This window comes from Lutibacter profundi (genome assembly GCF_001543325.1).
GTDB lineage: Bacteria > Bacteroidota > Bacteroidia > Flavobacteriales > Flavobacteriaceae > Lutibacter > Lutibacter profundi.
Genome location: NZ_CP013355.1, coordinates 978,827 through 991,922, shown reverse-complemented (window position 1 = coordinate 991,922; position 13,096 = coordinate 978,827). Strand labels below are relative to the sequence as shown.

Genomic DNA, 13,096 nt, shown 5'->3' with positions numbered 1-13,096 from the left:
ACAACTATATAAATGAATAGAATATTGGTAATTATTACTATAATTACAGTGATTTCTTGCAAGCAAGAAACACCTGTAGATTATGTTGTTGTTCATGGTAAAATTACAAATAAAAGTAAAGAACTTACCTTAAATAGTAGAGATAAATCTATTAAAGAAGTAATTAGAGTTGCTGATGACGGTAGTTTTTCAGATACTCTTTTTTTAAATACAAATACATATATACTTTTTGACGGGAAAAATAGGGTGTTATTGTACCTAGAAAAAGGTAATAATATCAATATTTCTTTTGATACAAATGATTTTGAAAATACACTAACTTTATCTGGAAAAGGATCAGCAGTCAATAATTATTTATTAGCAAAAGAAAAAGTAGAAAAACAAATAATAGGATCTGGGACTGAAGTTTATTTATTGGGAGAAAATGATTATAGAACAAGATTTAATAAACTTAAAACTGCTTTAGAAAAACTAATTAAAGCTGAAAAAGGTATTTCTGATGATTTTAAAATAAAGGAATTAAGAAATATTAATTATGCTTATCTAAACAAGTTAAATATTTATGAAATGTATCATGCGCATTATGCGAAAATGCCAGAATTTAAAATTTCAGATGACTTTTTAATTGATTTGGAGAACCTTGATTTTACAAATGAAGAAGATTTTATGTATTCTTCTGATTATAAAAACTTAATTGGATCAAATAATTACAAAAAAGCTAGAGAACTTGCTGAAAGAGATAGTATTTCTGTAGACATTGCTTTTTTAAAAATAGTTGGAATAATACCCAATGAAACAATAAAAAACAGTTTGCTTTTTGATAAGGCTAGGTATGGAATTACATATACAGATGACTTAGAAACATTTTATAAAACCTTTATTTCAAATTCCACGAATATTGAAAATAATAAACAAATAACAGAAAGTTATAAGAAATTAAAAACAGTAGCAAAAGGAGAGCCTTCTCCAAAATTTGAAAATTATGAAAATTTTGCTGGAGGAACTACATCGTTAGAAGATTTAAGAGGTAAGTTTGTTTATGTTGATGTTTGGGCAACATGGTGTGGCCCTTGTAAGAGAGAAATACCATTTTTAAAAGAACTTGAAGGTAAATATCGCAATAAGAATATTGAATTTGTGAGTATTTCTGTTGACAAGGCTGCTGACCATGATAAGTGGCAAAAAATGGTGAAAGAAAAAGAGTTAAAAGGAATTCAATTATTCTCGGATAAAGATTGGAACTCTAATTTTGTAAAAGAATATTCAATTAAAGGGATTCCAAGATTTATTTTAATAGATCCCGAAGGGAAAATTGTAAACTCTAATGCACCAAGACCGTCTAATAGTAAACTAATTGATTTATTTAACGAATTAAAAATAGAATAATAACAAAAACAAAAAAATGAAAAAAATAATTTGGCTTATAGTAGCACTACCATTACTAGTTATATCTTGTAAAAATAATAATAAGGTTGGAGATTATGTAGCAATAAAAGGGAAACTTAAATCTGGAGATGTTGAAAAAATTACAATTCAAGGAAGAGGATATTCTAAAGATATTGAGGTTGATAAAAACGGTGCATTTTCAGATACATTAAAAATAACTAATGGTGTTTTTGCCATGGTAAATGGGAATGATAGAATTACGTTATTTTTGAAGAATGGATATAATTTAAATTTAGAGTTTAAAGGCGATAAATTTTCTGATGGTATTGTTTATACAGGAAAAGGTGCAGTAACAAATAATTTTATGGAAGATAAACGTTCATTTTATATGAGTGATTTGGCAAACCCTAAAACCTATTTTAAATTAGATAAAGAAGCATATAAAGCTAAAGTTGCTGAAGCAAAATCTATTTTAAAAGGATTTAAAGATAAGGCGAAAAACTTAGATTCAATAATTGATAAGGCTGATGCTAGAAATGATGCTATGTTTTTTGGATACATAGATTCAAATTATGAAAAAATGCACAGTAACATGGTGAAATTTGCAAAAGGGAAAGTATCTCCAGTTTTTAAAAATTATGAAAACAGTAATGGAGGTACAACTTCATTAAAAGATTTAAGGGGTAAATATGTTTATTTAGATATTTGGGCAACTTGGTGTGCACCGTGTAAAGCAGAAATACCTTATTTGAAAGCATTAGAAAAAGAGTTTAGAGGGAAAAATATTGAGTTTGTAAGTATTTCGGTTGATAAACCTAATGCCCATAAAACTTGGAAAGAAATGGTAAAAAATGAAGAACTAGGAGGAATACAATTATTTGCTGATAATAATTTTGAATCTGAATTTATTGTAGAATATGGAATCAATTCCATTCCAAGATTTATTTTGTTAGATCCTGAAGGGAATATTGTTGATGCTGATGCTGTTAGACCTTCAAATCCTAAGTTGAAGGAATTGTTAAAAGAATTAGGAATATAGAATATGTATAGAAAATGAATGAGGCTGTCTGAAAAGCAATTATACTTGTCATTTTGAACAAAGTGAAAAATCTCAACATCTTGATATATAAGTGTTTAATTTCAAGGAGATTCTTCATTTACATTCAGAATGACACTTTTTAGACAGCCTCATTATTATTTTATGTTGTGGATTCGTTCTCTTCGTTTCCAACTTCATTAATCTGTTCTTGATTGAATAAATCTAAAATTGCATCAGGTAAATACTCTAATATAGAACTGGCAGTAAATGTTTCATAACTAGTTTCTTGTATAGCAATATCTGCAGTTTTACCATGTAAGTACACTCCAAATATTGCGGCGTATTTAGGTTTGTATCCCTGAGCAATTAAGCCCGTAATTATTCCAGTTAAAATATCTCCACTTCCGGCAGTAGCAAGCGCAGGATTTCCTGTTGAGTTGAAATACATAAATTCATTATCAATTATAACGGTATAAGTACCTTTTATAACTAAAATTATATTGTAATTTTTAGAAAACTGTTTGGCAATAGTTAATTTTTCATAGTCATTTTTCCAAGTCCCAATAAGTCGTTCTAATTCTTTAGGGTGTGGTGTTAAAACAGTGTTTTTTGGTAAGTATTTAAGTAATGTTTTATTTTGTGCTAATATATTTATACCATCAGCATCTATCACTAATGGGAGTTTATTTTCTTTAATGAATTTCTCATATCCTAAAGCTGTTTTTTCAGCAGTTCCCATTCCTGGGCCTATGCCAATAACAGATGGTTTAGTTTTAAAATTGAAATAAGTTAGTAATTTATCATCATCTACTTCTACCATTACCTCTGGTATTGCAATTTGTAAAATATTATAACCACATTTTGGTACATAGGCAGTAACTAGCCCACTTCCAATTTTAAGTGTAGCTTTTGAAGTTAAGGTAATAGCTCCAATTTTGCCAAAGCTACCACCAATTATAAGGGAATGTCCAAAAGTACCTTTGTGAGACCATTTATCTTTAGGTTTGTATAATGGTATAATTTCACTTTTTGTAGTAAAATTAATTTTAGGCTGTAAGTTATTTATAGATTCTTCATCTAAACCAATATCAATTATTTCCCAAGTATTAACAAACTCTTTATTTTCAGATAATAAAAATGCTAGTTTTGGTGTTTGAAACGAAAGTATATGACCTGCTTTTAAAATAGCATCTTTTTTGGTAACCGATTTATCTCCAAATAAACCTGAAGGCATATCAATTGCAAGTGTAAAAACTTTTGTGTTATTGATATATTGAATTAATTTTTTTGTAAATCCTTCTGGGCTTCTCGATAGTCCATTTCCAAAAATTGCATCAATAACAATATCTTCAAAAGAAATTTTAGGAAAATTAGTTTCATTATTTATAACGGTTGGCCATTCGCCAATTTCTTTCAGCCTATCATAATTAGTCAAAAATTCATCAGTTCTTTTGTCGCTAAAATTAACGATATAGCAATTTACATTGTATCCGTGTTGGAATAAATGTCGTGCAATTACTAAACCATCACCGCCATTATTTCCTATACCACAGAATACGTGAATTTTAATATTTTGCCCTTGTAAACGTGTGTGAAGCCATTGAAAACAAAGAGTGGCAGCATGTTCCATTAAATCAATAGAAGTTATTGCTTTATTCTTAATAGTTGCCTTATCAACTTGAGCTAGTTGCTTGGAAGATAGAATATACATATTTGTAAAATTAATATAAAACCTCTCAAAAAGAGAGGTTTAGTTTAAATTTTATCCTTTAAAAACACCCATATTTGCATATTTTTCCATCCTATTTTTTACCAGTTCTTTTGGTGTTAGATCTTTTAGTTCTTTATATGCTTTTAAGATGGTTTTTTCAACTTCTTTAAATGCTTTTTCACGATTATAATGTGCTCCTCCTAATGGTTCTTTAATAATACCATCAATCAATTTTTGTTTTTTCATATCCTCAGCTGTCAACTTAAGAGCTTCAGCAGCTTCTTCTTTGTGTTCCCAACTTCTCCATAAAATAGATGAGCAAGATTCAGGAGATATAACAGAATACCAAGTATTCTCCATCATATATACTTTATCACCAACCCCAATACCCAATGCTCCTCCTGAAGCACCTTCGCCAATTACAATGGTTATAATAGGTGTTTTTAGTTTTGTCATTTCTAAAATGTTACGAGCAATAGCCTCACCTTGCCCACGTTCTTCTGCTTCTAAACCAGGATAGGCTCCAGGTGTATCTAATAATGTTACAACTGGAATATTAAATTTTTCAGCCATTTTCATTAAACGTAGTGCTTTTCTATAACCTTCTGGGTTTGACATTCCAAAATTTCTATATTGGCGGGTTTTGGTATTATATCCTTTTTGTTGGCCAATAAACATAAATGATTGATCTCCAATTTTACCTAAACCACCAACCATTGCTTTGTCGTCTTTTACCGTTCTATCTCCGTGTAGTTCCATAAAAGTATTACCGGCAAGTGAATTGATATGATCTAAAGTGTATGGTCTGTTAGGGTGACGAGATAGCTGTACTCTCTGCCAAGCAGTTAAATTTTTATAAATTTCTTTTTTTGTTTTTAATAATTTAGTTTCAATGTTTTTACAACTTTCAGTCATATCAACATCACTTTCTTTACCAATTAACTCACATTTATTAAGTTGCTCTTCTAACTCTTTTATTGGTAATTCAAAATCTAGATATTCCATATTTTTAGGTTTGGATGTGATTACAAATATAATGAACTTATGAATTTTGAAAGTATGTTAAGTGTTTTTTTTATTTTTTAAGGCTCCATTAATAATAACAGTAGCAATAATCAATAAGGCACCAATGTAAAATTGCGGATTCATTTTTTCTTTATCTCCAAATATTAATACAGCTAATATAATACCATAAACAGGTTCTAAATTAACAGTCAACATTACGGTGTAGGGTGTTAAAAATTTCATTATTTTAACTGAAACAACAAAAGCATAGGCAGTACAAATGCTACTTAGAATTAGAAGATAAACAACATCTGAAATACTCAAATAAAAATCTTCAATTGTAAATGTACTTGAAAGTAATATATATATGGTTATAAATACAACGCCAAAAAATAATTGATAAAACGTAATTACTTCGGCTTCGTGTTTCTTTACATATAATCCGTTTAAAACAGTAAATAAGGCAGATAAAAATGAAGCGATTAGGGCGTAAATTATTCCTAGGGTGTATTGCTTTTCTACATTAAAAATAATGTATAAGCCAATTATAACTAGCATACCAAAAAATAATTCTAGATAGTTGAGTTGTCTTTTAAAAAAAAGAGGCTCAATAAGTGAAGCAAACAAGGCTCCTGTGCTCATAGCTACTAAAGCAATTGAAACATTTGCTATTTTTATAGCTGAGAAAAAAGCGATCCAATGTAATGCGATAATAATACCGGTAAATAGAAATTTTAAAAGTGATTTGAGAGATATTTTTAATGATTTTTTTGTTAGCAAAATAAAAAAAAGGACAAATATTACTGCAAAAAACATACGATACCATACTAGCGGAATTGCATTAATACTTATTAAAGCACCTAAAATTGCAGTAAATCCCCATATAAAAACTAATAAATGGAGAAGTAAATAATTTTTTAATTTAGTTTTTGGCATTTTTAAAGTATAAATATAATGTCAATGCTCCAAAAATAATATTAGGGGACCAAACCATTAAAAATGAATTCGTATCTGCTCCTGCACCTAAAACTTCTGCTATTTTAAGAAAAAACACATAAATAAACATTAGAGAAATTCCAATAGCTAAGTTAATTCCCATTCCTCCTCTGCGTTTTTTAGATGAAAGAGCAACAGCTAAAAATGTAAGTATGTATGATGAAACAGGTAAACTAGTTCGTTTATAATACTCAACTAAATAGGTATTTAAGTTACTTACGCCTCGTTGTTTAGAAATTTCAATAAATTCCTTTAATTTAAAGGAGGTCATTTCTTTTGCTAAATAATCTACATTAACTAAATCTTTTGGAGTAAATGTAAATGTAGTATCTAATTTTGAACCAAATTCAATGCTATCTCTATCTTCTAAAATAATCCTTTTTCTGTAGTTAATTAATTTATAGGTACTATCTTTTTTATTCCATCTAATGTTATCAGCAAATAATTTATATTTTAATTTTGTTCCTTCAAACTTTTCGTATGAAAAAGAATAGCCTATGTTTGCTCTAACTGTATAGCTTTTCAAAAAAATATAATCGTTAGGGCCTAGTTGTAAATTTATATTGTTAATAAAATTAGCGTCCAATTTTTTCTTTGTTAAGTAGGCTCTGGTAAATTCTTCATAAGTTTTATTACTACGAGGCACAACAAAATGGTTCATAAATAGTGCAAAAACGGTAATAAGAGTTGCACCAATAAAATAAGGCCTTAAAAATCTCGAAAATGATATTTTAGCTGAATGAATAGCAATAATTTCTGTATTACTTGCCAATTTTGACGTAAAAAAAATAACGGCAATAAACAATGCTAAGGGCAGAAAGGTATTTCCAAAAATTACAATAAAATTTAAATAATAGTCCTTAATAATTTCACTAACAGAAAGTTCAGAGTGTCTAAGAAACCGGTCAACCTTTTCAGATACATCAATTGCAATTGCAATAGGGAGTAATAAACTAAGTACTAAAATAACAGAACTTAAATATTTTTTTAATATGTATTTATCAAGTATTTTCAATGATTACAATCTTTTATCTAGTTGTTTTACCATACCATTTTTCCATTCAGTAAAATCTCCTGCTAATATATGCTTTCTGGCTTCACGAACCAACCACAAATAAAACCCCAAGTTATGAATAGAAGCTATTTGTTTTCCTAATAATTCTTTTGAAGCAAATAAATGACGTAAATATGCTTTAGAGTACATTGTATCAACAAAAGTTATTCCCATTTCGTCAATAGCTGAAAAATCATTTTCCCATTTCTTATTTTTTATATTGATGGTTCCATGTGCTGTAAATAACATTCCATTACGGGCATTTCGTGTTGGCATTACACAATCAAACATATCTATACCCAACGCAATATTTTCTAAAATATTAATAGGTGTACCAACTCCCATTAAGTATCTCGGTTTATCTTCTGGAAGAATAGCGGTAACAATTTCAGTCATTTCGTACATTTCTTCTGCAGGCTCACCAACAGAGAGCCCCCCAATTGCATTACCTTCAGCACCAACTGAGGCAATAAATTCTGCAGATTTTTTTCTTAAATCTTTATAGGTGCTACCTTGTACTATTGGAAAAAAAGCTTGATTATAATCGTATTTTAAAGGTGTTTTCTCTAAATGAGTAATACAGCGCTTTAACCAACGGTGTGTCATGTGCATAGATCGTTTAGCATAACTATAATCACAAGGGTATGGTGTACACTCATCAAAAGCCATAATTATATCGGCTCCTATTATACGTTGAATTTCCATCACGTTTTCAGGTGTGAAAGTATGGTAAGAACCATCAATATGACTTTTGAATTTCACACCTTCTTCTTTAATTTTTCTTCTTCCAGAAAGAGAATACACCTGATATCCACCGCTATCAGTTAAAATATTCCGATCCCAATTCATAAATTTGTGCAAGCCACCGGCTTGTTCTAAAATTTTTGTTTTTGGTCGAAGATAAAGATGATATGTGTTGCCTAAAATAACATCAGGATTAATTTCATCTTTTAGTTCTGTTTGATGTATGCCTTTTACGGTACCAACTGTACCAACAGGCATAAAAATAGGTGTTTCAATGGTACCGTGATCGGTTGTTATAATTCCAGCTCTTGCTTTGCTTTGAGCATCTGTTTTTTTTAGTTCAAATTGCATAGTTGGCAAAGATACTGAATAGGATTTGTTTGAAAAATAATTAATGAGAAAGGTTAACGTCTTTTATGGTTTTTTCTTTTTGAAAAAGAAGCTTTTCTTTTAATTTTATTTTGATCTTTAGAAGCATCTTCCGTTTTGGATGAATTTAAAATCATTTTATTAATTTGTTGCATCTCTTCCGAAGTTAATTCTCGCCATTGTCCAATTTCTAAATTGCCTAAATTAACATTCATAATTCGAGTACGTTTTAGTTTTTTAACTTCATACTCTAAATACTCACACATTCTTCTAATTTGCCTGTTTAAACCTTGTGTTAGCACAATTTTAAAAGTATAATCAGATAATTTTTCAACTGTACACTTCTTGGTAACTGTTCCTAAAATTGGAATTCCGGCACTCATTTTTTGAATAAATTCAGATGTAATTTTCTGATTAACAGTTACAATATATTCTTTTTGATGATTGTTTCCTGCTCTAAGAATTTTGTTTACAATATCACCATCATTCGTTAAAAAAATTAATCCTTCTGAAGGTTTATCTAATCTCCCAATAGGAAAAAGTCGCTCGGGGTGATTGATGTATTTTATAATGTTGTTTTTTTCTTTAGTATCAGTAGTACAAACAATTCCAATAGGTTTATTAAAAGCAATATATAAAGTTTTAGGTCGTTGTTTCAAAGGTTTACCATCAACTTTTACTAAATCACCATCAAAAACACGATTGCCTAATTGGGTAGCTTTACCATTAATAGTAACGCGCCCCTCAATAATTAGTTTTTCAGCTTCTCTGCGCGAGCATATTCCAGTACTGCTAATGTATTTATTTAAGTTAATTGAATTTCTATTGTTTTGTTCCACAAGTTAATATTTACAGCAACGAAGTTACTTAATAATCTTATTTTTTTGCATATAATAAAAAAGCCTCGCATAAAATGCAAGGCTTTCAGCGGAGAAAGAGGGATTCGAACCCCCGGAGGTGTGACCCTCGCTGGTTTTCAAGACCAGTGCATTCGACCACTCTGCCATTTCTCCAATAGCGTGGGCAAATATAAAACCCTTTTTTGTTTTGCTCAAACTTTTTCCTCTTTTTTTATGAATAATTTTAATAAATTTTAAAGTACATTTGAATTTCAATTTTTCGTATGGATTCAGTTTTAGAAATTATAGGTTTAATTTTTATTGGTTTAATAGCGGGAGTCATTAATACGCTAGCTGGAGGAGGTTCTTTATTAACTTTACCAATTCTTATTTTTTTAGGATTACCGCCAAATATTGCAAATGGAACGAATAGAATTGCTATTTTATTTCAAAATATTTTTACTACAGCAGGTTTTAAAAGTAAAGGTGTAATTACATTCCCTTTTAGTATTTATGTGGGTATTTCGGCTTTAATTGGTTCATTAATTGGTGCTCAAATAGCTGTTGATATAAAAGGAGAAACTTTTAATAAAATACTTGCAATTATTATGGTTGTAATAGTGTTTTATATGGTTTTTAAACCTAAAACAACACTTTTTAATACACTTGAAAGAACATCTAAAAAATATTTATGGATAAGTGTTATACTTTTCTTTTTTGTAGGTATTTATGGAGGATTTATTCAAGCTGGAGTAGGGTTTATAATATTATTAATTTTATCGTCAGTAAACAACTTATCATTAGTAAAAAGTAATGCAGTTAAAGTAATAGTTGTGTTAATTTATACTTTTTCATCAGTTGCAATATTTGCATATAATGATAAAATAAATTGGGAGATAGGACTGATATTAGCTATTGGTAATGCTGTTGGAGGCTGGTTTGCAAGCAGGTGGTCAGTTAATAAAGGTGACGGTTTGGTTCGGAAATTTTTAATTGTAATGGTTATTATTATGGCAATAAAACTATGGTTTTTTTAAGAGTAAATTTCAAAATTTTTATAATATTTTAGTTTATCCATTTCAAAAGTTACTAAGGAAACTTTTGAAAGTGGAGATCCTTTATGTAACCATTTTACAAACTCGTTTAGTGTAGTTAAAGTACCTTCAGCCTCAATATAAACGGTGTTATTTATTTCATTTTTAACAAAACCCTTTATCCCTAATCTTGTAGCTTCGTTAAAGGTATATTTTCGAAACCAAACTCCTTGAACTTTTCCTTTAACAACAATTTTATATAATACTTTTTCCATAATTATAGACAAAAATAAACAATAGAGTAAGTAATGTTATGCTATTCCTCAAAATATTTTAACTTTGTTTTTTAAAATTTACAACAAAATACAATGAGTAATTCTTTTGGTAATTTATTTAGATTAACAACTTTTGGAGAGTCACATGGTGAGGCTATTGGAGGAGTTATTGATGGTTGTCCGGCAGGAGTAGCGTTAGATTTAAATATGATTCAAACTGAATTGAATAGGAGGAAACCTGGGCAATCTAAAATTGTTACACAACGAAAAGAACCAGATACAGTGCAATTTCTATCAGGAATTTTTGAAGGGAAAACTACTGGGGCGTCCATTGGTTTTATGATTAAAAATGTGCACCAACGCTCTAATGACTATTCACATATAAAAGATTCATACAGGCCTTCGCACGCCGATTATACGTACGATAAAAAGTATGGTCATAGAGACTACCGTGGTGGTGGTAGAACTTCTGCTCGTGAAACAGCGAATTGGGTTGTTGGAGGAGCTGTAGCAAAGCAAGTAATTTCTGATATAAAAATTAATGCATTTACTTCTTCAGTAGGAGATATTTTTATGGAAAAACCGTATCAAGATGTTGATTTTTCTAAAATAGAAAGTAATATTGTTCGTTGTCCAGATGAAATTACTGCTAAAAAAATGATTGCTCGTATTGAGGAAATTAAAAAACAAGGAGATACCATTGGAGGTACAGTTACTTGTGTTATTCAAAATGTTCCTGTTGGTTTAGGTGAACCTATTTTTGATAAGCTACACGCCCAATTAGGAAAAGCAATGCTTTCTATTAACGCTGTAAAAGGTTTTGAATATGGAAGTGGATTTTGTGGAGCTAAAATGAAGGGAAGTGAGCACAATGATATTTTTAATACTGATGGAAGTACCAAAACAAACCTTTCGGGAGGAATTCAAGGTGGAATAAGTAATGGAATGGATATTTATTTTAGGGTTGCTTTTAAACCTGTGGCAACTATTATGCAGTCGCAACAAACTATTGATAAAGAAAGTAATATAGTTCAAATGAAAGGGAAAGGTCGTCACGACCCCTGTGTGGTTCCAAGAGCAGTGCCAATTGTAGAAGCATTAGCAGCAATGGTACTAACAGATTTTATGTTACTTAATAAATAAAAGAAAAGTTTATAATAATAATAATAATAATAATAATAATAATAGTTATATAGGTGGTAAATCTCCATCACCTTTGCTAGGTAAGTTGCTATAGCCCATCAAATATTCATCTACCTTTTTAGCGGCTTCTCTACCTTCAGAAATTGCCCAAACAATTAAACTTTGTCCTCTTCGCATATCGCCAGCTGTAAAAATATGAGGAATATTTGTTTGATAATTAGTAGCTTTATAATTGCTTCTTGCATCGGTTTTTATGCCTAATTGTTCGCTTAAAGTAGTTTCTGGTCCAGTGAATCCCAATGCAAGTAATGCTAAATCGCAAGGCCACGTTTTTTCAGAACCTTCAATTTCTATTAATTCAGGTCGTTGGCCTGGAATTATTTTCCATTTAACTTCTATGGTTTTTAAAGCTGTTAATTCACCTTTTTCGTTGCTAATAAACTCTTTAGTATTTATCAACCAATTTCTATCGCAACCTTCTTTGTGTGAAGAGGAAGTTTTTAATTGTAATGGCCAAAATGGCCAAGGGGTACTTGGGCTTCTATTACCTGGTGGTTTTGGCATAATTTCAAAATTAGTAACAGATTTAGCTCCTTGTCGGTTTGAAGTTCCAACACAATCGGAACCTGTATCACCACCACCTATTACAATTACATTTTTATTGGTTGCAAGAATTTGATTTTCAATTTTTTTGCCTAAAACAACTTTTGTAGCTTGTGTTAAGAAATCCATTGCTTGAACAACACCTTTTGCCTCAACACCTGTAGTAGGTAAACTTCTACGTTGGGTTGCGCCACCACACAACACAACAGCATCAAATTCTTTTAATTTTTCTACTGAATAATTTACACCAACATTTACATTGGTTTTAAAAGTTATTCCTTCAGCTTCTAGAATTGCAATTCGTCTGTCAATAATTCCTTTTTCTAGTTTAAAATTTGGAATTCCGTATCGTAATAAGCCTCCAACAGCATCATCGCGTTCAAAAACAGTAACGGTGTGTCCTGCTCTGTTTAATTGTTGTGCTGCAGCTAACCCTGCAGGCCCAGAACCAACTATTGCTATGGTTTTAGCTGTTCTATTACTTGGAAGTTGAGGTTTTATCCAGCCTTCAGCAAAAGCCCTTTCAACAATATTTTTTTCAATATTTTCAATAGAGATAGGGTTATCAATAATTCCTAATACACAAGCTTTTTCACAAGGTGCTGGACATAATCTTCCTGTAAACTCAGGAAAATTATTTGTGGTATGTAAAATCCAAGAAGCTTTTTTCCATTCATCCCTATGAACCATATCATTAAAATCGGGAATTAAATTACCAAGTGGACATGCGCTATGGCAAAATGGAATTCCACAATCCATACAGCGAGAGCCTTGTTTTGTGATTTCAGTTTTGCTTAATGGTACAGTAAATTCATTGTAATTACTTACACGTTCTTTAACTGCTTTATACGTTTCGTCTTTTCTTTTGAATTCTTTAAAACCTGTTATTTTTCCCATA

At 30.2% G+C, this 13,096-nt stretch carries 12 protein-coding genes and 1 tRNA gene; 4 read left to right on the top strand and 9 right to left on the bottom strand.

What is annotated here, in order from left to right; all coding sequences use genetic code 11:
* Positions 1-12 precede the first annotated feature (12 nt).
* Both Lupro_RS04370 and Lupro_RS04365 read left to right on the top strand, forming a co-directional pair.
* Positions 13-1,386, top strand: coding sequence for a TlpA family protein disulfide reductase (locus Lupro_RS04370; protein ID WP_068206626.1), 1,374 nt, complete (start codon positions 13-15; stop codon positions 1,384-1,386).
* Positions 1,387-1,402: 16 nt separating this feature from the next.
* A complete protein-coding gene (locus Lupro_RS04365) occupies positions 1,403-2,425 on the top strand; it encodes a TlpA family protein disulfide reductase (RefSeq protein WP_068206623.1) in 1,023 nt (340 codons plus the stop codon).
* Between the two features lie 160 nt (positions 2,426-2,585).
* On the opposite strand, the gene Lupro_RS04360 is transcribed toward Lupro_RS04365, so the two are convergent.
* From Lupro_RS04360 to Lupro_RS04330, 7 genes are all read right to left on the bottom strand, one after another.
* Positions 2,586-4,136, bottom strand: a complete 1,551-nt coding sequence (locus tag Lupro_RS04360; RefSeq protein WP_068206622.1) for a bifunctional ADP-dependent NAD(P)H-hydrate dehydratase/NAD(P)H-hydrate epimerase — start codon at positions 4,134-4,136, stop codon at positions 2,586-2,588.
* Positions 4,137-4,187: 51 nt separating this feature from the next.
* Complete coding sequence (locus Lupro_RS04355) at positions 4,188-5,141, bottom strand: acetyl-CoA carboxylase carboxyltransferase subunit alpha (RefSeq protein WP_068206620.1); 954 nt, start codon at positions 5,139-5,141, stop codon at positions 4,188-4,190.
* A gap of 57 nt (positions 5,142-5,198) precedes the next feature.
* Positions 5,199-6,077 (bottom strand): DMT family transporter, encoded by an 879-nt coding sequence (locus Lupro_RS04350; protein ID WP_068206617.1) that lies wholly within the window; start codon positions 6,075-6,077, stop codon positions 5,199-5,201.
* Positions 6,064-7,152: an LptF/LptG family permease gene (locus tag Lupro_RS04345; protein WP_082703854.1), complete on the bottom strand. Its 1,089-nt coding sequence runs from the start codon at positions 7,150-7,152 to the stop codon at positions 6,064-6,066. Before Lupro_RS04345 ends, Lupro_RS04350 begins: the two co-directional genes overlap by 14 nt.
* Positions 7,153-7,155: 3 nt before the next feature.
* Positions 7,156-8,286 carry a tRNA guanosine(34) transglycosylase Tgt gene (gene tgt, locus Lupro_RS04340; protein ID WP_068206616.1) on the bottom strand — a complete coding sequence of 377 codons (1,131 nt, stop codon included), beginning with the start codon at positions 8,284-8,286 and terminating at the stop codon, positions 7,156-7,158.
* Between the two features lie 53 nt (positions 8,287-8,339).
* Positions 8,340-9,143 carry a 23S rRNA pseudouridine(2604) synthase RluF gene (gene rluF, locus Lupro_RS04335; protein ID WP_068206614.1) on the bottom strand — a complete coding sequence of 268 codons (804 nt, stop codon included), beginning with the start codon at positions 9,141-9,143 and terminating at the stop codon, positions 8,340-8,342.
* An 89-nt stretch (positions 9,144-9,232) separates the two neighbouring features.
* A tRNA-Ser gene (locus Lupro_RS04330) sits at positions 9,233-9,317 on the bottom strand.
* A gap of 110 nt (positions 9,318-9,427) precedes the next feature.
* On the opposite strand from Lupro_RS04330, the gene Lupro_RS04325 reads away from it, so the two are divergent.
* Positions 9,428-10,180 (top strand): sulfite exporter TauE/SafE family protein, encoded by a 753-nt coding sequence (locus Lupro_RS04325; protein WP_068206612.1) that lies wholly within the window; start codon positions 9,428-9,430, stop codon positions 10,178-10,180.
* On the opposite strand, the gene Lupro_RS04320 is transcribed toward Lupro_RS04325, so the two are convergent.
* Entirely contained in the window at positions 10,177-10,452 is a 276-nt protein-coding gene (locus Lupro_RS04320) for an acylphosphatase (RefSeq protein ID WP_068206611.1), read from the bottom strand. The genes Lupro_RS04325 and Lupro_RS04320 overlap by 4 nt on opposite strands.
* 93 nt (positions 10,453-10,545) lie before the next feature.
* On the opposite strand from Lupro_RS04320, the gene aroC reads away from it, so the two are divergent.
* A complete protein-coding gene (gene aroC / locus Lupro_RS04315) occupies positions 10,546-11,595 on the top strand; it encodes a chorismate synthase (RefSeq protein ID WP_068206609.1) in 1,050 nt (349 codons plus the stop codon).
* Positions 11,596-11,640: 45 nt separating this feature from the next.
* Here the strand turns inward: aroC and Lupro_RS04310 are convergent, their stop codons facing one another.
* Complete coding sequence (locus Lupro_RS04310) at positions 11,641-13,095, bottom strand: glutamate synthase subunit beta (protein ID WP_068206608.1); 1,455 nt, start codon at positions 13,093-13,095, stop codon at positions 11,641-11,643.
* Between the last annotated feature and the right edge of the window lies 1 nt (position 13,096).

Excerpts from the sequence above, each read along its gene's own strand:
- Lupro_RS04370 (WP_068206626.1), top strand. The coding sequence starts at position 13 with ATGAATAGAATATTGGTAATTATTACTATAATTACAGTGATTTCTTGC.
- Lupro_RS04365 (WP_068206623.1), top strand. The coding sequence starts at position 1,403 with ATGAAAAAAATAATTTGGCTTATAGTAGCACTACCATTACTAGTTATA.
- Lupro_RS04360 (WP_068206622.1), bottom strand. The coding sequence starts at position 4,136 with ATGTATATTCTATCTTCCAAGCAACTAGCTCAAGTTGATAAGGCAACT.
- Lupro_RS04355 (WP_068206620.1), bottom strand. The coding sequence starts at position 5,141 with ATGGAATATCTAGATTTTGAATTACCAATAAAAGAGTTAGAAGAGCAA.
- Lupro_RS04350 (WP_068206617.1), bottom strand. The coding sequence starts at position 6,077 with ATGCCAAAAACTAAATTAAAAAATTATTTACTTCTCCATTTATTAGTT.
- tgt (WP_068206616.1), bottom strand. The coding sequence starts at position 8,286 with ATGCAATTTGAACTAAAAAAAACAGATGCTCAAAGCAAAGCAAGAGCT.
- Lupro_RS04325 (WP_068206612.1), top strand. The coding sequence starts at position 9,428 with ATGGATTCAGTTTTAGAAATTATAGGTTTAATTTTTATTGGTTTAATA.
- Lupro_RS04320 (WP_068206611.1), bottom strand. The coding sequence starts at position 10,452 with ATGGAAAAAGTATTATATAAAATTGTTGTTAAAGGAAAAGTTCAAGGA.
- aroC (WP_068206609.1), top strand. The coding sequence starts at position 10,546 with ATGAGTAATTCTTTTGGTAATTTATTTAGATTAACAACTTTTGGAGAG.
- Lupro_RS04310 (WP_068206608.1), bottom strand. The coding sequence starts at position 13,095 with ATGGGAAAAATAACAGGTTTTAAAGAATTCAAAAGAAAAGACGAAACG.